The 18,937-nt window shown below is 35.7% G+C and carries 17 protein-coding genes and 1 pseudogene; 17 read left to right on the forward strand and 1 reads right to left on the reverse strand.

Annotated features, from left to right (window positions below; genetic code table 11):
* The first annotated feature begins 49 nt into the window (after positions 1-49).
* The gene (locus tag BPMYX0001_RS06135; protein WP_018764170.1) at positions 50-652 is read left to right on the forward strand and encodes a histidine phosphatase family protein; all 603 of its coding nucleotides are present in this window, start codon (positions 50-52) and stop codon (positions 650-652) included.
* Between the two features lie 36 nt (positions 653-688).
* Here BPMYX0001_RS06135 and BPMYX0001_RS06140 read toward each other — a convergent pair whose 3' ends face one another.
* Positions 689-1,267, reverse strand: coding sequence for a GNAT family N-acetyltransferase (locus tag BPMYX0001_RS06140; protein WP_006094107.1), 579 nt, complete (start codon positions 1,265-1,267; stop codon positions 689-691).
* Between the two features lie 217 nt (positions 1,268-1,484).
* Between BPMYX0001_RS06140 and BPMYX0001_RS06145 the strand changes: the two genes are divergently transcribed.
* The 16 genes and pseudogenes from BPMYX0001_RS06145 to BPMYX0001_RS06220 all read left to right on the forward strand — a co-directional run bounded on the left by BPMYX0001_RS06145 (position 1,485) and on the right by BPMYX0001_RS06220 (position 18,932).
* Entirely contained in the window at positions 1,485-1,679 is a 195-nt protein-coding gene (locus BPMYX0001_RS06145) for a hypothetical protein (protein WP_003196093.1), read from the forward strand.
* A gap of 24 nt (positions 1,680-1,703) precedes the next feature.
* The gene (locus BPMYX0001_RS06150; RefSeq protein WP_006094108.1) at positions 1,704-2,015 is read left to right on the forward strand and encodes a hypothetical protein; all 312 of its coding nucleotides are present in this window, start codon (positions 1,704-1,706) and stop codon (positions 2,013-2,015) included.
* 545 nt (positions 2,016-2,560) lie between these two features.
* Entirely contained in the window at positions 2,561-2,920 is a 360-nt protein-coding gene (gene nrdI / locus BPMYX0001_RS06155) for a class Ib ribonucleoside-diphosphate reductase assembly flavoprotein NrdI (protein ID WP_006094109.1), read from the forward strand.
* Positions 2,907-3,605, forward strand: a pseudogene (locus tag BPMYX0001_RS06160) (ribonucleotide reductase N-terminal alpha domain-containing protein); the annotation flags it as partial. The gene nrdI and the pseudogene BPMYX0001_RS06160, both read left to right, overlap by 14 nt.
* A gap of 240 nt (positions 3,606-3,845) precedes the next feature.
* Positions 3,846-4,637 (forward strand): HNH endonuclease, encoded by a 792-nt coding sequence (locus BPMYX0001_RS33610; protein WP_006094110.1) that lies wholly within the window; start codon positions 3,846-3,848, stop codon positions 4,635-4,637.
* Positions 4,638-4,654: 17 nt separating this feature from the next.
* Positions 4,655-6,043 (forward strand): ribonucleoside-diphosphate reductase subunit alpha, encoded by a 1,389-nt coding sequence (locus BPMYX0001_RS29280; protein WP_003196099.1) that lies wholly within the window; start codon positions 4,655-4,657, stop codon positions 6,041-6,043.
* Positions 6,044-6,224: 181 nt separating this feature from the next.
* Complete coding sequence (gene nrdF / locus BPMYX0001_RS06175) at positions 6,225-7,193, forward strand: class 1b ribonucleoside-diphosphate reductase subunit beta (RefSeq protein WP_003196100.1); 969 nt, start codon at positions 6,225-6,227, stop codon at positions 7,191-7,193.
* Positions 7,194-7,608: 415 nt separating this feature from the next.
* The gene (locus tag BPMYX0001_RS06180; protein ID WP_003196101.1) at positions 7,609-8,958 is read left to right on the forward strand and encodes an APC family permease; all 1,350 of its coding nucleotides are present in this window, start codon (positions 7,609-7,611) and stop codon (positions 8,956-8,958) included.
* Between the two features lie 223 nt (positions 8,959-9,181).
* The gene (locus tag BPMYX0001_RS06185) at positions 9,182-10,480 is read left to right on the forward strand and encodes a Glu/Leu/Phe/Val family dehydrogenase (protein WP_006094111.1); all 1,299 of its coding nucleotides are present in this window, start codon (positions 9,182-9,184) and stop codon (positions 10,478-10,480) included.
* An 18-nt stretch (positions 10,481-10,498) separates the two neighbouring features.
* Complete coding sequence (locus tag BPMYX0001_RS06190) at positions 10,499-10,789, forward strand: SAV0927 family protein (RefSeq protein WP_006094112.1); 291 nt, start codon at positions 10,499-10,501, stop codon at positions 10,787-10,789.
* 27 nt (positions 10,790-10,816) lie between these two features.
* Positions 10,817-11,065, forward strand: a complete 249-nt coding sequence (locus BPMYX0001_RS06195; RefSeq protein WP_003196104.1) for a biotin/lipoyl attachment domain-containing protein — start codon at positions 10,817-10,819, stop codon at positions 11,063-11,065.
* Between the two features lie 138 nt (positions 11,066-11,203).
* Positions 11,204-13,333, forward strand: coding sequence for a sigma 54-interacting transcriptional regulator (locus BPMYX0001_RS06200; protein WP_003196105.1), 2,130 nt, complete (start codon positions 11,204-11,206; stop codon positions 13,331-13,333).
* A gap of 204 nt (positions 13,334-13,537) precedes the next feature.
* Complete coding sequence (locus tag BPMYX0001_RS06205) at positions 13,538-15,031, forward strand: aldehyde dehydrogenase family protein (RefSeq protein ID WP_033798752.1); 1,494 nt, start codon at positions 13,538-13,540, stop codon at positions 15,029-15,031.
* A complete protein-coding gene (locus BPMYX0001_RS06210; protein ID WP_006094114.1) occupies positions 15,032-16,414 on the forward strand; it encodes a putrescine aminotransferase in 1,383 nt (460 codons plus the stop codon).
* 99 nt (positions 16,415-16,513) lie between these two features.
* Complete coding sequence (locus BPMYX0001_RS06215) at positions 16,514-17,701, forward strand: CaiB/BaiF CoA transferase family protein (protein WP_006094115.1); 1,188 nt, start codon at positions 16,514-16,516, stop codon at positions 17,699-17,701.
* Between the two features lie 13 nt (positions 17,702-17,714).
* Positions 17,715-18,932 carry an acyl-CoA dehydrogenase family protein gene (locus BPMYX0001_RS06220; protein ID WP_006094116.1) on the forward strand — a complete coding sequence of 406 codons (1,218 nt, stop codon included), beginning with the start codon at positions 17,715-17,717 and terminating at the stop codon, positions 18,930-18,932.
* The last annotated feature ends 5 nt before the right edge of the window (positions 18,933-18,937 follow it).

An 18,937-nucleotide genomic window follows, 5' to 3' on the forward strand; every position in this document is an offset into this window, starting at 1 on the left:
AAAGTGCATAATAATATAGGTGATGAGCGGTGAATGGAGAGTGGAGAAGATGCGAATTTCTTTTATTCGTCACGGTCGCTTGAACAATGTTACAGAATCAATGACAGTATCATCGTTCCACAAATGGATGGAGCGGTACGATTTAGACGGTATGGAAAAAAGTATGGACATACCAATTGAGACGGTTGAAGTAATCGAATCTGCGAAGCTTATTGTAACGAGTGATCAAAAACGTACGGTACAGTCAGCAGCAGAATTAACAAATTCTCTTTCTTTTATACAAAGCTCCCTTTTTCGAGAGGCAGAAGTACCATCTAGTTTCTTTGTTCCGAAATGGGTGAAGTGCAAACCGGAAGTATGGACATTTATTGGGCGTACATTATGGATGATTGGATATTCTAAAGGTGTTGAGTCTTATCGTGAAGTACAAGGAAGAGCGAAGCAAGCAGCTGATACATTAGTCGGATATGCGTTAGTACATGGGCAAATTGCGCTCATAGGGCATAGTTATTTTAATACGATGATTGGGGCTGAGCTACGTGCTAGAGGATGGTCTGGTCCGCCTATTTTTCATGGGAAGCCATGGAGTTGTACAGAATATACATTTCATGAAGCAATGAATGGAAATATATTGAATACCAATTTAACATAAAGGCACACGATTACAATAAAGAATCGTGTGCTTTTTTTAAGAAACGAAAGCTTTTTTATATAGTGGTTTCACTAAATGAGCATATGGCTCTCCAACAAGCATAACCGTTTTATCCTCTTGGTAGCCAAGTTTTTTATATAAAGAGAAAGCTCGCTTGTTTTCTAAATTTACAAGTAATGCGATTTTCTCATAGCCTTTTTCATAGGCATCATTTTCTGCTGCTTTAATCAATCTTGAGCCGATCCCTCGTCCGCCATATGTGTTTGAAACGGATAATGTGTCAATATAATATTCATCGAGCTCAGCTTCTTTTTCTAGCGTAATAGATGAATCTTGATGGATTTTTCGTAAGTGTTTTACAATGGGAGTATCTAGTTGTTTTGCATGGCTGCCATGATAGGCTACGATGATTCCAATTGCTTGTCCATCTTGTTCTTCAACGAAACAGTTCTCGTAGCTAAGTCGATTTTCTTTTTTTGAAAACCAAGTTTCAAGCCCTGTCAAGACTTCTGTTCCTGTTCTCCCACCTGTGATTTTTTCAGCAATTTCATGCAGAGCGTTATACAATAAAGGAGATATTGCCTTCGCATCTGTCTTTTTTGCTTTCCGAATCATATTATCCCTCCTAGTTGTCATTCTTATTGTAACATAAAATAAAGTTTCAACCAGTTATTCATCAATTTCTTGAATTTTATAGGATAAGCTTGAATATCCAATTGATTCAGTATAGATGAACCGTTATGGTAGTATATGATACTTGCTGTGAATGTAAGAAATTTAACATTGTCGACTTGTGAAAGATAGGATAAAATATTGCAGAGAGGTGAAATACATGGATAAACAATTAGCAAATACAATTTTAGATCAACTGAAAAATGGAGAGATAGAAGAGTATATTGTAACTAAGGATGTATTTTATACGTTTCGTGAGGTTGTAGTAAATCGAGAAGATTTTAAACATTTCAGTGGGAATGCACAGCACGGCGGGAAAATTATTTATACATATATAGAAACACCGCGTTCTTAATAGAAGGAAAAGGAGAGGAGAATTATGGGAGAATTTAAACAAGGTATTTTACCGCACTGGGACTACATGTGGAAAGATGGTACAGGAAAACGATTCGTAGGAATGGTTATGTTTCCTGAGAAACGTACAGAAGAAGTTATAGAAAAATTGAAAGTAGCATATGAGCAAGAAATTCACATTCGAGCAACTGTGAAATTTCAGCTTATGAATCAATATGTAGAGGGAATGGTTGTATATTTTGATGAAGAAGCGCCAGTATTTACAATGCAAGATAAAGACGAAAATTTTCATCATTTATTTATAAAGGATATTTTACGTATTGAACATTGCGAATGAGCGGTGCTTTGTGTACAGTCTTTTTAAAATTCTCATCACACTAACGAATAAATTGGTGTGCCATAATAATTGTCCTTTTCATTACAATAATATGTTTTATTGTGTAACAAAAAAGAAAGTATATGTACTCGATTTAATAAATGTTTAATCCACAAGAGAGAGAATTCCTTACTTGTGTGATCTGAATAATGTGTAACCGGTTTCGAACAGATTATCTCGTAAATTCTGTTCTTTTTTATGTGATGCTGGAGAAATATATTTCTCCAGCATTTACTGTTTTTTGACAAAACATATTGATAACATTTTTGTAAATATGATTAAATTCGTTGACAACTTTTTCGAAAAGCACTTTATTGACATGAGTTTTAGAATGTTGTTTCATAGTCTTTGTATTGAAAAAAAGGACTTGTCATGTCGAAAAGTAAAAGTTAAAAAAAGAAAGAATTTATACATATATCTTGTGTCTTGTTTTGAAACGTAATACAATATATAGAGAAATCATGAAACGACATCTAGATATTAAAGAAAGAAGGGGAGGGTCGGAAATGTTAGTTGCATATGATTCTATGACAGGAAACGTGAAGCGTTTCATCCACAAATTAAATATGCCGGCCGTTCAAATTAATGACGATCTAGTATTAGACGAAGATTTTGTTCTTATTACGTATACAACAGGTTTTGGAAATGTGCCGGAACGTGTTTTAGAATTTTTAGAACGCAATAATGCAAATTTAAAAGGCGTATCTGCAAGTGGCAATCGCAACTGGGGAGATATGTTCGGAGCAAGTGCAGATAAAATCTCATCCAGATACGAAGTACCTATTGTATCAAAATTTGAGTTATCTGGAACAAATAAAGATGTAGAATATTTTAAAGAAAGGGTGCGGGAGATTGCGACACATTGAACTGAATAATGAAATCACGCAAATGCAAGACGGTTTCTACCAGCTTCATAAAGATAAAGAAGCATTAGAAGTCTTTATGGAAGAAGCGAGAGCGAATACCGTTCATTTTGATAGCGTGGCAGAGCGAATCGAGTATATGAACAAGCACGATTACTATTACAACGTTCTGGACGAGTATAAGTTGGAGGAAGTAGAGGAAGTATACAACGTTGCATACGGTGAAAACTTCGAGTTCCAATCTTATATGGCGGCATCTAAGTTTTATAAGGATTATGCATTAAAAACAAATAATCAAAAACAATACTTAGAAAGCTACGAAGATCGTGTATCAATTGTGTCATTATACTTAGGACGCGGTGATGTTAATAAAGCAAAACAATTTGCAAGCATGATTGTAAAACAAAACTACCAACCAGCGACACCAACCTTTTTGAATGCAGGAAGAAGCAGAAGAGGAGAAATGGTGTCTTGTTTCTTGTTAGAGATGGATGATAGCTTAAATTCGATTGGATTTAATATTAATACGGCGATGCAGCTATCAAAAATTGGTGGCGGAGTCGCTTTAAACCTTTCTAAGCTACGCGCACGCGGTGAGCAAATTAAAGGTATTGATAACGCAGCAAGCGGTGTTGTACCAGTTATGAAATTGCTTGAAGATTCGTTTTCATATGCGAATCAGTTGGGTTAACTTATGGCTCAACTATAAAACCGGGTCAATTGCTGGAACGCCTGAGTATATCTAGGTAGGATACTACGAAGAAATTACGTAGCGCCCCCTAAAAATCCAAGATTGCAGGAAATCAGCAGCCGAGCTCCTAAGTCTATTAGATAGGGAGAAGGTTCAACGACCAAGTGGCTATGTAGGTGACTATATAGCTCGAACCTGGCTTCTCAAACCAACCGAATTCAAAGGGTGTATCCAGTTATGGGGAGAAAAAAGAGCTTTATAACAAAAATATGTCCTATTTGTAAAAGTAAATATGAGGTTAATCAGAATAATAAAAGAGAGATGGAACGATCCAAAACGTGTGGAATATTAGAGTGTCGGAAGAAGCTTGCACTTATTAATACAAACTATAATTTAATATGTTTTGGATGTGGAAAATCATTTGTAGGAAAAAGGATAAATCAAAAGTTTTGTAGTAAGAAATGTCAAACTAAAAGATATAAATTAGTTTGTGTTATATGTGCGAGTGAATTTTATTCTGATAAAAGTGTAACAAAAACATGTTCGCATGAGTGTAGGTGGACATTGAATAGAAGTCAGCTTGTAAATTTAATATGTTCTTACTGTGAAAACCCTTTTTCTAGGCCAGCATATACTGTTAGAGATTCAAAAGTTTTTTGTTCAAAAAGTTGTAATAATAAATTTTTTGTGGAGCTGAATTACGGCACAACGAACAAGTATGGGAAAAACTGGTCCAGGATGCGAGAGTATATGTTTGAGTTTTATGATTTTCGTTGTCAAAGGTGTTTAGAAAAATATGATATAAATACACTAAGATTACATCACATTATTCCATTCCGTTTTTTTGAAAGCTTTAATCAAGCAAACCTTATAATGAATTTATTGCCACTTTGTGATTTATGTCATATTCATGTACATCAAACATACGATGAGTGGTTAAACAAAGAATTTGGTGAGAAGAAGATATGGTCTGAACTCTATAGCGATATAGAGAGGATAGCAGAAATGACTATCCCCCATACGTTTTAAAGGTATGGAGTAACAATATGCAAAGAAAAGGTGCCGGAGCAGTATATTTAAACATTTTCCATTGGGATATTATAGAATTCCTCGATACAAAAAAAATAAATGCCGACGAGAAGAGCCGTATTCAGTCCCTATCAATCGGTATTATCGTTCCGAGTAAGTTCTTTGAGCTTGCAGAGAAAAACGAACCATTCCATGTTTTCGCACCTTATACAGTATATAAAGAGTACGGAAAACATTTAGATGATATAGATATTGATGAAATGTATGATGAACTGATGAGTAATCCGAATGTGAAGAAGAAGCCACTTGATATTAGTGCACGTGATATGCTCATTAAAATTGCTATGATTCAGCTTGAGTCTGGTTATCCATACTTAATGTTTAAATCAAATGCGAACAAACAACATCCGTTAAAGGATATTGGAACTGTGAAGATGTCAAACCTTTGTACGGAAATCTTCCAGTTACAAGAAACATCTGAAATTAATGACTATGGTACAGATGACATTATCCGCCGTGATATTAACTGTAACTTAGGATCATTAAACATTGTAAACGTAATGGAGAATAAAGAAATTCGTGAAGCAGTTCATGCAGGAATGGAAGCATTAACAGCTGTTTCTGATATGACTGTTATTCCAAACGCGCCGACTGTGAAAAAAGCAAATGATGAGCTTCATTCAGTTGGACTTGGTGCTATGAACTTACATGGATATTTAGCGAAAAATAAAATTGCTTATGAAAGTGCAGAAGCGAAAGAATTTGTTCGTACATTCTTTATGATGTTAAATTACTACTCCATTGAAAAGAGTATGGGTATTGCGAAAGAAAAGGGCGAAACATTTAAAGACTTCGATAAGTCGGATTATGCAAATGGCTCATACTTTGAAAAGTATGAAACAACAGACTATAGTCCTGTAACTGATAAAGTACAGCAGTTATTTGAAGGAATCTATATTCCAACAAAAGAAGATTGGACAAGTCTAAAAGAGGAAGTACAGAAGCACGGTTTATACAACTCATATAGATTGGCTATCGCTCCGACACAATCGATCAGTTACGTGCAAAATGCAACTTCAAGCGTAATGCCGATCGTAAGTCAAATTGAGTCAAGAACGTATGCAAATGCGACAACATATTACCCAATGCCGTATTTATCAAAAGATACGTTCTGGTATTATAAATCTTCTTACGATATGAATCAGTTTAAACTAATTGATTTAATCGCAGAAATTCAAGAGCATATTGACCAAGGAATTAGTACAATTCTTTATGTAAATAGCGATATTTCTACGCGTGAATTAGCACGTTATTACATCTATGCACATAAAAAAGGTCTAAAGAGTTTGTATTATACAAGAACACGTAAGTTAAGCGTGGAAGAGTGCGTTGCTTGTACAGTTTGATGCAAACTATAATTGATTGATATACAAAATAAAGAGTAAGACATCATGAGCAGGGTTTTTCTGACCCTGCTCATGCTTAGTTATAAAATTTAAGACGTCTAACATGCGGTTAAGTTTTCATTACAAACTGAAAGCTTTACCGCATATTAGAAAAGCTTATTGATAGAGAAGGGGCGATTCAATGCGCGCGGTAAACTGGAACAAAAAAGAAGACGATTTTAGTTTAATGTTTTGGAAGCAAAACATCGCTCAGTTTTGGACAGAAGAAGAAATTGCGGTATCTTCTGACAAAAATACTTGGGTGCAATTATCAAAAGAAGAGCAAATTGTGTATAAGCGTGTATTAGGTGGTTTAACACTTTTAGATACAAAGCAAGGCGGCGAAGGGATGCCACTTGTACTTGTTCATCTTGAGAATTTGCAAGCGAAAAGTGTATTAGCTTTCATGGGTGCTATGGAAGAAGTACATGCGAAGAGTTACAGTCATATCTTTACGACACTCGCAACGGAAGAAGAAATTGATGAGATCTTTGAATGGGTAGATAGCCATCCATTGCTTGAGAAAAAAGCAGGTATTATTACAGGTTACTATCGTCGTTTATTGAAGCCACAAGTAACGAAAAAAGAATTATACATGGCTATGGTAGCAAGTGTATTTTTAGAAAGTTACTTGTTCTATAGCGGATTTTTCTATCCGCTTTACTTAGCAGGACAAGGAAAATTAACAGCGAGTGGTGAAATTATTAACTTAATAATTCGTGACGAGTCAATTCACGGCGTATTCGTTGGTATTTTAGCACAGCAAATCTTTGCGGAATTTTCTGCAGAAGAACAACAAGAGGTGCAAAAAGAAACACAAGAGTTATTGATGGAACTGTATGAAATTGAAATGGCATATACAGAAGAAATTTATACATCCATTGGTCTTGTTGAAGATGTAAATCGCTTTGTTCGTTACAATGCGAATAAAGGGCTTATGAACTTAGGATTAGAACCACGCTTTGAGGAAGAAGAAATTAACCCAATCGTATTAAACGGTTTACGTACAGATACGAAAAACCATGATTTCTTCTCTGTAAAAGGGAATGGTTATGTAAAAGCAACAAATGTTGAAAAGTTATCAGACGATGATTTCGTATTCGATTTTTAATAGATAAGATTGAAAAAGCTGTCTTTCATATAAAGGCAGCTTTTTTGTTATGAATAGTTTACATAATGTTATTATCTCATGATAAGTTTTTATTCGCCGACTGATTAAAGTTTCACTTCATTTGTATTTATTGGTATGAGAGATTGAATAAGTTATGTCAAAATGAATAGAAAATTAACGAAGCAATTAGAAAAATAATCCCACCTGTAATTTCATTGGAGCATAAAAAAATATGGCTGTTTAGTAAATTTTTTAACAAAGACAATTTTGGCTCAAAAATTGCATGAATATTTAAAAAATAAAGAAAGGGGTTTTGTAATGCATTATATGACATATACGGTTCATTGAAAGCGTTTTCTGTTTAGTTATCAATCTGTACATGAAAATTAGATAGAGAAAGTAGGAGGAATGATAGGTGGGAAAAGGAGTTGGGTTAAAGCGTTCATTAGGACTTTGGTCAATTGTTATGCTAGGCGTTGGGTATATGACACCAATGGTAGGGTTTGATACATTTGGAATCGTTTCTGAAAAAACGGGTGGGCATGTTCCTGGAGCTTATCTTATTGCATTAGCAGGGATGTTATTTACAGCTGCAAGCTACGGAAAAATGGTAAAGGTTTTTCCTACTGCGGGATCTGCTTACACTTATACACAAAAGACAATTAGTGCAAGGCTTGGGTTTCTTGTTGGATGGTCAGCATTATTGGATTATTTGTTTTTACCAATGGTGAATGCACTATTAACAAGAATTTATATGTCGGCACTTTTTCCAAGTGTTCCAGATTGGGCATGGGTCATTGGTTTTGTTCTACTTATTACACTTATCAATATTATTAGTGTAAATGTTACTGCCAATTTCAACACGTTCTTAGTAACATTTCAAGTGCTAGTAATGGTTGTGTTTGTAGTTCTCGTTATAAAAGGATTGATAGCAGGAGAAGGAACTGGAGAAGTCTTTTCCATTCAGCCGTTTTTTCAATCAGATATACAAATATCACCGTTAGTTGCAGGGGCAACAATTCTTTGTTTTTCATTTTTAGGTTTTGATGCAGTAACTACATTTTCAGAAGAAACACCAAACGCAAAGAAGACGATTCCTCGAGCTATTTTTCTTACTGCTTTAATTGGCGGAATTTTATTCATTGTCACTACGTACTTTACACAATCCTTTTTTCCAGATGCATCCGTATTTAAAGATCAAGAATCAGCAGCTCCAGAAATTGCATTATACGTCGGAGGAAAATTATTTCAAACTTTCTTTTTAGTAGGAACATTTATGGGAACAATAGCATCAGGCTTAGCTTCTCATACAAGTGTATCGCGATTATTATACGTAATGGGGCGAGATAATGTAATTCCGCAGAAGATATTTGGATACATTCATCCTCGCTTGCGAACTCCAGTATATAACATTATTTTTGTGGGAATTATTGCGCTCTCTGCTATGTTTATTGATTTAGAAACAGCAGCATCTCTTATTAACTTCGGAGCGCTTATTGCATTTACATTTGTTAATTTATCTGTAATTGCCTACTATGTTATAAAGCAAAAAAGATATAAAACAACAAAAGATTTTTTAAATTTCTTAGTTATGCCTATTTTAGGTGCAGGTACAGTGGCTGTATTATGGTTTAACCTCAATATTCATTCGCTTATTCTTGGACTTAGCTGGGCTGCCATTGGAATCGGTTATCTTTTATATATTACGAACATGTTTCGTTCAGCACCTCCGCAAATGCACTTTGAAGAAGTGCAGGAAATGTAAAATAATAAAAAACATCGGGATTTATCCGGTGTTTTTTATTTTGTAGAGGCTACAAGTATGCAATAATACATAAATCATTCAACTATTCATAAAGAACGTGAGACATTTTGTAAATAAGAGAAAGAGTTGAGGTTGAAACGATAATATAAACATTATATTTCCAGTTGGCACGATTATTGCTTTATAAAACTAGTAAAAATAAATAAATAAATGAGGTGTTATCGTGGCAATTCAATCAGAAAAAGAGGATGTAATACAATCTATTCAAGAAAAAGTTGAGTCGGAAAATGCTTTAGAGGAATTTCAAGCCATATTAAAAGAAGCACTCCATGTTTTGCATTATCCAGAGGAAGTATTCGAGTTTCTTAAGAAGCCGATGCGTTTTTTAGAAGTAAGTATTCCTGTTCGAATGGATGATGGAACAACAAAGGTATTTCAAGGATATCGTGCTCAGCATAATGATGCAGCAGGGCCAACAAAAGGTGGTATCAGGTTTCATCCAGATGTTACAGCAGAGGAAGTAAAAGCGTTGGCCGGATGGATGAGCTTAAAATGCGGAGTTACAGGACTTCCATATGGAGGAGCAAAGGGCGGAATTATTTGTGATCCGCAGAAGATGAGCTTTAGAGAATTAGAGTTACTTAGCCGTGGCTATGTAAGAGCAGTGAGCCAAATTGTTGGACCTACTAAAGATATTCCAGCTCCTGATATGTATACAAATGCTCAGATTATGGCTTGGATGCTGGATGAGTATGATCATATTAGGGAATTTGATTCTCCTGGTTTTATTACTGGAAAGCCGTTAATGCTAGGAGGATCACAAGGACGAGAAACAGCTACTTCTAAAGGGGTATTATACACGCTCCAATTAGTGAGTGAATTAAAACATATTCCAATTCAAAATATGCGGGTAATCATTCAAGGGTTTGGAAACGTTGGAAGTCATTTGGCAAAATATTTATATGATATTGGTGTGAAAGTAGTAGGAGTATCTGATGCTTTAGGTGGCATTTATAACTCAGACGGTCTAGATGTTCCTTATTTATTAGAGAATCGAGATTCTTTTGGTGTTGTATCGAACCTCTTTAGTAAAACAATCTCTAACCAAGAGTTGCTAGAAAAAGAATGTGATGTACTCATTCCAGCAGCAATTGGAGGAGTAATTACGAAACATAATGCAGAAAGACTTGGGTGTAAGATTATCATTGAGGCTGCAAATGGTCCGACAACGAAAGAGGCGATAACAATATTAGAAGAGAAAGATGTTTTAGTTGTTCCGGATATTTTAGCGAACTCTGGAGGTGTTATTGTTTCTTATTTTGAGTGGTGCCAAAATAACCAAGGATATTATTGGACAGAGCAATATGTAGACCAATGTTTAAAAGAAAAAATTACATCTAGCTTTTCTGATGTATTTAACACTTCAAAACGGTTTGGGGTAAATATGAAAATTGCTGCTTATATAGAAGGGGTTCGTAAAATTGTAGAAGCGTCGCGTCTAAGAGGATGGTTGCATTTTTAAGCTAAAGGGAGGAATCAAATGAAACTGGACATTTTATTAGAACAAATTGAAAAGCAACCAATTGGTTATTACTGTATTATGTCGAATCATCATCGCTATGATATAGCAGTCACGTATTCACAGCAATTTTTTGGAAAAGCAATGGTCACATCTATTCAAAATGGAAGAATGATTTTATTAAGTCAGGAAGATATCGAAGAAGAGCAATACTGGGCACCTAAGCTAGGAATTGAAATAGAAGATGTAGAAGATTTTCAAAGCTTTTTTCATATGATTCTCCAGTCACAAATGTTGGCAGAGCAATATTAATAGAATAAAGGAAGGGAATGATTTATTTTGTATTATGAAATAGTTACGAGCCCATGCTATGGAACAGTTGAAAAAGTTGCTATTGATAAGGACTCTCGAATTTATGAATGGGAACCACTGTTTGCGATTAAAAATATGAATGGTAAGTTGGAAGTAATTAAAATGGGATGTAGCGGAGAAGTACAATCTTTAGAAGTAGAAGCAGGAGATAAAGTAATCCCAGGGATGGTATTAGCGTATATTCAAGAAGATATTTTAATTAGTGGTAGTGATTAATTTTAGGGAGGAAGATGGAACTATCCATCTTCTTTTTTTAGTAAAGTAAGTAAAAAGTATGTATTGTCAGATTAATTAAAAAAATTCCGATTTTAATGATACAATACAAGTTAAGCAGTTTAAAGGAGGAGTAACAAAATGTTTTCCATTGCTCATGATAAAATTAGACCTATTGTTTCCATATCGATCGATCAATCTGAACAGGAATGGAATATAGACGCTGAAAATATGAAAGAATCTTTTCTGTTTTTAAAAAGAGAAGATCAATTATCTGCATACGTCCATGTTAAGGAGCTGCTATCAAGAAGTGAGCGCTTAACGACTAAAATGTTACTTTCAAATGCTGTTTCATTAGATACAATATGTCATCTTAGCAAAAATATTTCCTTAACAGCTCTCTTTCAAATTATTGGGGCACCTATTGCCATAGTGAAAAATGAAAGAGGAGAGTTAACGGGATACATAAGAAGAGAAGATGTTTTTGCAGAACTATTTAAACAAGAAAATAAAAGTGTGGATCTACTGAAAATTATTTTAACTTCTATTCCAATGGGGATTTTTGTAGTAGACCGTGAAAAGAAAATTGTGAATTGTAATGAATCTGGTTTGAAGATGATCAAATCCACTCCTGAAAAAGTAATGAATGCACCAGCAGAACAGATTTTTAATGGGGAACATATTAACAATGTATTTGCAACAGGAAAAACGATTTTAAATCAATTACAAATAACAAATGAGATGGGAGTATTAGTTGACTACAGTCCTATACCAAGCTTCGATCAAAGAATCGAAGGAATGGTCATTATTGTGCAAGATTTACCGATGGTTGAGGATATGGCTATGGAAATTGAATATATAAAGGATTTAAATAAAGACTTACATGCAATTTTATCTAGCATTTATGATGAAATATTAGTAGTTAATCATAAAGGGGAATTAATCCGTTATAGTGAAACCGTTATCAATGATTTTTGGGGAAGAGATTTGAAGGATCTTTTAGGAAAAAATTTGTTAGACTTAGAGAAAAAAGGGTTATTTAGTCCATCAGTTACACGATTAGTGTTGGAACAACAAAAAAAGGTATCGATTGTACAAGAGACAAAAAAAGGTAGAAAGATATTAGCCGTTGGAAATCCTGTGTTTAATGAAAATGGAGAGCTTCATCGTATTATTATTGCCTCAAGAGATATTACAGAAGCAACGCGATTAAAGACGGAATTGCATGAGATAAAAAAGATATCCGAACAATATAAGAAAGAGTTGGACAGCTTTAAAAATAAAGATCGCTTTCTTAAGAAACTTATTTATTGTAGTCCGAAAATGGAGCAAATTATTACTCAAGCAAAAAAAATAGCTGATTTTTCTTCAAATGTTCTTATTTCTGGAGAATCAGGTGTTGGGAAAGAAGTGATTGCACAAGCGATTCATCAACTTGGAAACAGATCTTCAAATCCATTTTTAAAATTAAATTGCGGTGCGATTCCAGAGACATTGTTAGAAAGTGAACTGTTCGGCTATACGAAAGGTGCTTTTACTGGTGCTGATAAAAATGGAAAAGAAGGGTATTTTAAGCGGGCGGATCAAGGAATTTTATTTTTGGATGAGATTGGAGAAATGCCTTTACATCTGCAAGTAAAATTACTCAGAGTATTGCAAGAACAAGAGGTAATTCCAATTGGAAGCACAATACCTACGAAAATCAATGTTCAAATTATTGCCGCGACGAATAAACGTCTTGAAAAAATGGTGGAAGCGGGCACGTTCCGGGAAGATTTATTTTATCGCTTAAATGTCATCCCACTGCAAGTTCCACCGCTTAGAGAACGAATGGAAGATGTTCCACTACTCGCGTTTCATTTTTTACAAGAGTTAAATGAAAAATATAATAAAAACTATCATTTAACTCCGGATGCACTAAATTTACTAGAGTTTTATTCATGGCCAGGAAATGTAAGAGAATTACAGAATATGATTGAACGTTTAGTAGTATCGGCAGATGATTCAGTCATTGATGCTGAATTTGTTAGTAAATTCCTTAATCCTGGATATGATTTTAAAAAATCAAAGCCAGTGATTACAAGAGTTTTGCCACTACAAGAAGCATTGCATTCTGTAGAAGAACAATTAATTTTACTTGCAATGAAGCAGTATAAAACGACAACAAAGGCAGCAAAGGCTCTTGGGATAAGCCAGTCTTCTGTTAGTCGTAAATATCAAAAAATCATGAATGAAAAGGAAATAGCAATTGATACAATTTCGTATTTTTAAAGGAGAAAGGGGGGAGTCTACATAGACTGCCCCTTCTCTTTGTTGTAATTATGCGAAATGTAATAATCTATGCAAAAACGCATAACTTTGTATAGGTTATTTAAGGAAATCGTCAGTTTTTTTATGATTGCTTCGTATTTCAAATGTTGGCACAATTATTGCTTATATAATATATGAATGATTGACAAAGGGGGGCTATATACAGTGCTAGATTTAAAAATGTATCTAAACGGTGAATGGAGAGATTCTAGTAATCAAGAGAAAAAACCGATTATTAACCCTGCGAATGGCAAGGTTATCGCATATGCATCTGAAGGAACGATCGAGGATGCGAAATACGCGATTGAAGTGGCAAGAGCTACTTTTGATAGCGGAATTTGGTCAGAAACTTCTGCTGCGGAAAGAGCATCTTATTTATTTAAAATAGCAGATGAAATTGATAAAAATTTGAAAGAACTTGCGCGTCTTGAAACAATGGATAATGGAAAAACATATCGAGAGGCAGAAGGAGATATTGGAGATGCGGCAGCTTGTTTCCGCTATTATGCTGGGTTGATTACAAAGCCAGACGGACAAACGTATCATGTAGCTGATCCGATGCAAGCTATGGTAGTGAGAGAGCCAGTTGGTGTTTGTGGTTTAATAGTTCCTTGGAATTATCCGTTACTAATGAGTGTTTGGAAAATTGCACCTGCTTTAGCAGCTGGAAACACAATTGTATTTAAGCCTTCTGAGGTTACACCAATCACTGCAATGAAAATATTCGAAATAATGGAAAAAGTAGAATTGCCAAAAGGTGTTGCCAATATGGTAATGGGCGCCGGGCCAATAGTAGGAAATGAGATTGCAGCAAGTAATAAAGTTGATATGATCTCCTTTACGGGCGGAACAAAAACAGGAAAGCACATTATGAGAACAGCGGCAGATAATATGAAAAAGATTTCGCTAGAACTAGGCGGGAAATCTCCAAATATTATTTTTGCAGATGCAGATTTTGAAACAGCTGTTGATTATGCTCTGTTTGGTATTTATGCAGGTGCTGGACAAGTATGTTCAGCAGGATCAAGAATTCTTGTAGAAGAAAGCGTTTACGATAGATTTGTTAATCGTTTCGTAGAACGAGCAAAGCAAATTAATGTTGGACCTGGTGATAACCCAGAATCAGAGATGGGGCCACTTGTAAGTCAGGAGCATATGGAAAAAGTATTACGCTATATAGAGATTGGAAAAGATGAAGGAGCAGAAATTGTTTGCGGAGGAAAGCGTATACTGGCGGATGGGAAAGGTGATGGCTTCTTTATTGAACCAACGGTCTTTGTCAATGTGAAACCTGATATGCGTATTGTGCAGGAAGAAATTTTTGGTCCTGTTGTAGTTATCCAAAAATTTAAGGATGAACAAGAAGCAATTGAACTAGCAAACGGTACAGATTACGGCTTAGCTGGAGGTGTATTTACAGTTGATGGTGCTAAAGCGATGCGTGTAATCCGCAAGCTTCGTGCAGGAATTACGTGGATTAATAGTTACCACCCAACATACAACGAGGCGCCTTGGGGCGGATATAAACAAAGTGGTATCGGTCGTAGCTTAGGAACGTTTGGTTTAGAGGAATTCCAAGAAATTAAGCAGATTAATATAAATCTAGAAGTAGAACCAATTGGTTGGTTTGCAAATAAAAAGACTGTAGAGGTGAAATAGATGGGAACAAATGTGAAAAGTAAATCTAATGAACAAGATGTGAAGAATACGAGTGTAAATGATTATATTACAAAAGTACTGCAACTAATTGAAAAAGAGAAAGTTTCTGCAGAAGAGGCGAACTGGATCCAAAAAGAAACAGTAGATGGATTTAGAGAACACGTAAATCCTGGCTTCCTCGCATATAGAAAAACAGTAACAAAAGATGGGCAATTTGCAGCAGTAGAATGGTCTGATGAAGGATCTTGCTTCATGGATATCAATGGAAAAAAATATATTGATTGTTTAGGTGGATTCGGGATTTATAATGTTGGACACCGTAATCCGAAAGTTGTAAAAGCTGTAACGGATCAATTAAAGCGTCAAGCATTGCATAGTCAGGATTTACTAGATCCACTTCGTGCGATTCTTGCAAAAATTTTAGCGGATATTACACCTGGTGATTTGAAATATGCTTTCTTTACAAATAGTGGGACGGAAAGTGTGGAGGCAGCATTAAAACTAGCAAAAATGTACAGTGAACGAACAACTTTTATTTCCACAACACGTGCTTTCCACGGTAAGAGTCTTGGTTCTTTATCTGGAACAGCAAAAGGAATGTTCCGTAAACCATTCTTACCATTAATTCCAGGCTTCCGTCACGTCCCATTTGGTGATATTGATATGATGAGAAAAACATTTGAAACATGCGCTTTAGTTGGAGAAGATGTTGCAGCTGTTATTTTAGAACCAATTCAAGGAGAGGGCGGTATTATTTTACCTCCAGAAAATTATTTGAAACAAGTGAGAGAGCTTTGTGATGAATTCGGATCACTACTTATTTTTGATGAAGTACAAACAGGAATGGGACGCACTGGGAAAATGTTTGCTGCAGAATTATATGATGTTGTACCGGATATTATTTGTCTTGCAAAGGCATTTGGCGGGGGCGTAATGCCAGCGGGTGCAATTGTTGCTAAAGAAAAAGTATTCAAAAGCTGGTTTGAAAATCCATTCATGCATACAACAACGTTTGGTGGAAATCCACTTGCATGTGCTGCTGCAATTGCAACAATCCATGTATTATTGGAAGATAAATTACCAGAACGAGCTGCGGAAGTTGGGGAGTATTTCTTAAAAGGGTTGAAAAAGGCAGCGGAAGGACATGAAGACAAAGTATTTGAAATCCGTGGCCAAGGTTTAATGATTGGGATTGAATTCCATAAGGATGAAATTGGTTATGAAGTATCGAAGGCGATGTTTGATCAAGGAATTCTTGTTGCAGGAACGTTAATTAATTCGAAAACAATTCGTATTGAGCCATCGCTTACAATTAGTTATGAAGAAGTAGATACAGTAATCAATGCATTTAAATCAGTGTTGGCACAAGTAAAAGTACAATAATTTTTTACACAATAGCTTGTAAATACAAACCAGTAAAACCAACATGTCTCCTTTTTTTCTCATTGGTTTTGCTGGTTTTTACTATAGGAGGAGAAGGAGTTGGAGGGAGCACTACAAGGGATTACAATTATTGATTTATCTCGGGTTCTTGCCGGTCCTTTTTGTACAATGATTCTCGGTGATTTAGGAGCTGAGGTAATTAAAGTTGAGAATATAGGAAATGGTGATGATACAAGAGGATGGGGACCGCCTTTTGTAGAAGGAGAAAGTGCTTATTTTCTTTGTGCGAATCGCAATAAAGAGTCGCTTACATTAAATTTAAAATCAGAAATGGGAAAGGATATTTTGAAAAAGCTTGTTTCTCATGCTGATATCGTTGTGCAAAATTTCAAGCCTGGGACACTTGAAAGAATGGGACTTGGTTATGATGTGTTACAAGAAGTGAAGGGAGACATTATTCTAGCTTCTATTAGTGGGTTTGGTCAAAAGGGTCCTGCTTCACATCTTCCTGGCTATGATTATATGATTCAAGCAATGAGTGGGCTTATGAGTATAACAGGAGGAAAGGATGAAGAGCCTGCAAAAGTAGGGGTTGCAATTTCAGATGTGCTCACAGGTCTTTTTACGTGTATCGGGATTTTAGCGGCTCTGCAGCACCGAAATAGAACGGGAGAAGGGCAAGAAATTGATATTTCTTTATTTGATTCCCAATTAGCAGCATTAGTAAATGTAGCGAGCAATTATTTATGTACAGGTGAATTACCAGAGAGACTTGGCAATCAGCATCCGAATATTGTTCCGTATCAAGTATTTGAAGCGGAGGATGGTGATCTTGTTGTTGCGGTCGGAAACGATGAGCAGTTTCATAAGTTTTGTTTGTTGCTAGGTAGACAAGATTTATCCAGCTTAGAACGTTATAAAACAAATGCAAGTCGCCTTCAGCATAAAGATGAGCTCGTCAATATGATTGCTATTGAAATGAAGAAGAAAAAGAAAGAGGAATGGAAACAACTTTTGGATGAAGCAGGAATTCCAAATGGACCAATTCTTAATGTGAAAGAAGCGCTAGAAACAGAGCAAGCCGTGGCGAGAGATATGACGGTTCATATGAAACATCCAACAATTGAAAATCTTAAACTTGTAGGTTCACCATTAAAGCTTTCAAGGACACCAGTACAGATGCAAAAATATCCACCACTCCACGGGGAACATACAGAAAAGATTTTGCGAAAATTAGGGTATTCTCAGGAAATCATTACGAGAATGACAAAAAATCAATGGATATAAGGAGGCAGTACAAATGAATTTTTCGTTAACAGAAGAACAACAAAGTGTTAGAAAAGTAGTGAGGTTCTTTGTAGATAATGAAATTATTCCATATATTAAAGAATGGGATGAAAAAGGACATTTTGAACAAAAAATCTTGAAGCGTTTAGCAGAACTGCAATTTATGGGCGTTTGTATCCCAGAACAATATGGCGGCGTGGGTATGGATTATAATACGCTGGCTATTGTTTGTGAAGAATTAGAACGCGGTGACACAGCTTTCCGTACAGCTGTATCTGTACATACAGGTCTAAATAGTATGACACTTCTGCAATGGGGAACAGAAGAACAAAAACAAAAGTACCTTGTTTCACAAGCGAAAGGTGAAAAAATTGGGGCTTTCGGTTTAACAGAACCAAATGCAGGGTCAGATGTCGTTGCGATGCAAACAACAGCAGTGAAACAAGGTGATCACTATGTATTAAATGGATCTAAAACATGGATTTCGTTATGTGATGTTGCAGATCACTTCTTAATATTTGCGAAAACAAATCCAGAATTAAAGCACCGAGGTATTTCTTGTTTTATCGTAGAACGAACATTTCCAGGAGTATCGACAAAAGCGATAAAAGGAAAGCTTGGCATTCGAGCTGGCAACACAGGTGAAGTATTTTTAGATGAAGTAAAAGTACCAGCGGAAAACCTTCTTGGAGAAGAAGGTGAAGGGTTTAAAATTGCAATGGCTTCATTAGATAATGGACGTTTCACAGTAGCAGCAGGTGCGTGCGGACTGATTCAAGCAAGTTTGGAGGCAAGTGTAAAGTATTGTGAAGAGAGAAAAACATTTGGGAAAGAAATTGGGAAACATCAGCTTGTGCAGCAAATGATTGCGAAAATGTCTGCAAACCTTGAAATATCACGTTTATTGGTTTATAAAGCTGGGTGGTTAAAAAATGAAGGGAAACGTAATACACGTGAAACTTCTTTAGCAAAATGGATCGCTTGTGACGCTGCATTTGAAGCGGCAAATGATGCAGTGCAGGTGCACGGGGCATATGGATATTCAAATGAATTTCCAGTAGAACGATATTTGCGAAATGCAAAAGCTCCAGTTATTTACGAAGGAACACGTGAGATTCATACCATTATGCAGGCAGAATACGCACTGGGTTATCGCTCTGATAAGGAACTCCGTAATATGTTACCGAAGTGGCCTTTTGAAGAAAGTGAAGCAGAAATGGTAACGAAATAAAATAG

The organism is Bacillus pseudomycoides DSM 12442, from assembly GCF_000161455.1.
GTDB lineage: Bacteria > Bacillota > Bacilli > Bacillales > Bacillaceae_G > Bacillus_A > Bacillus_A pseudomycoides.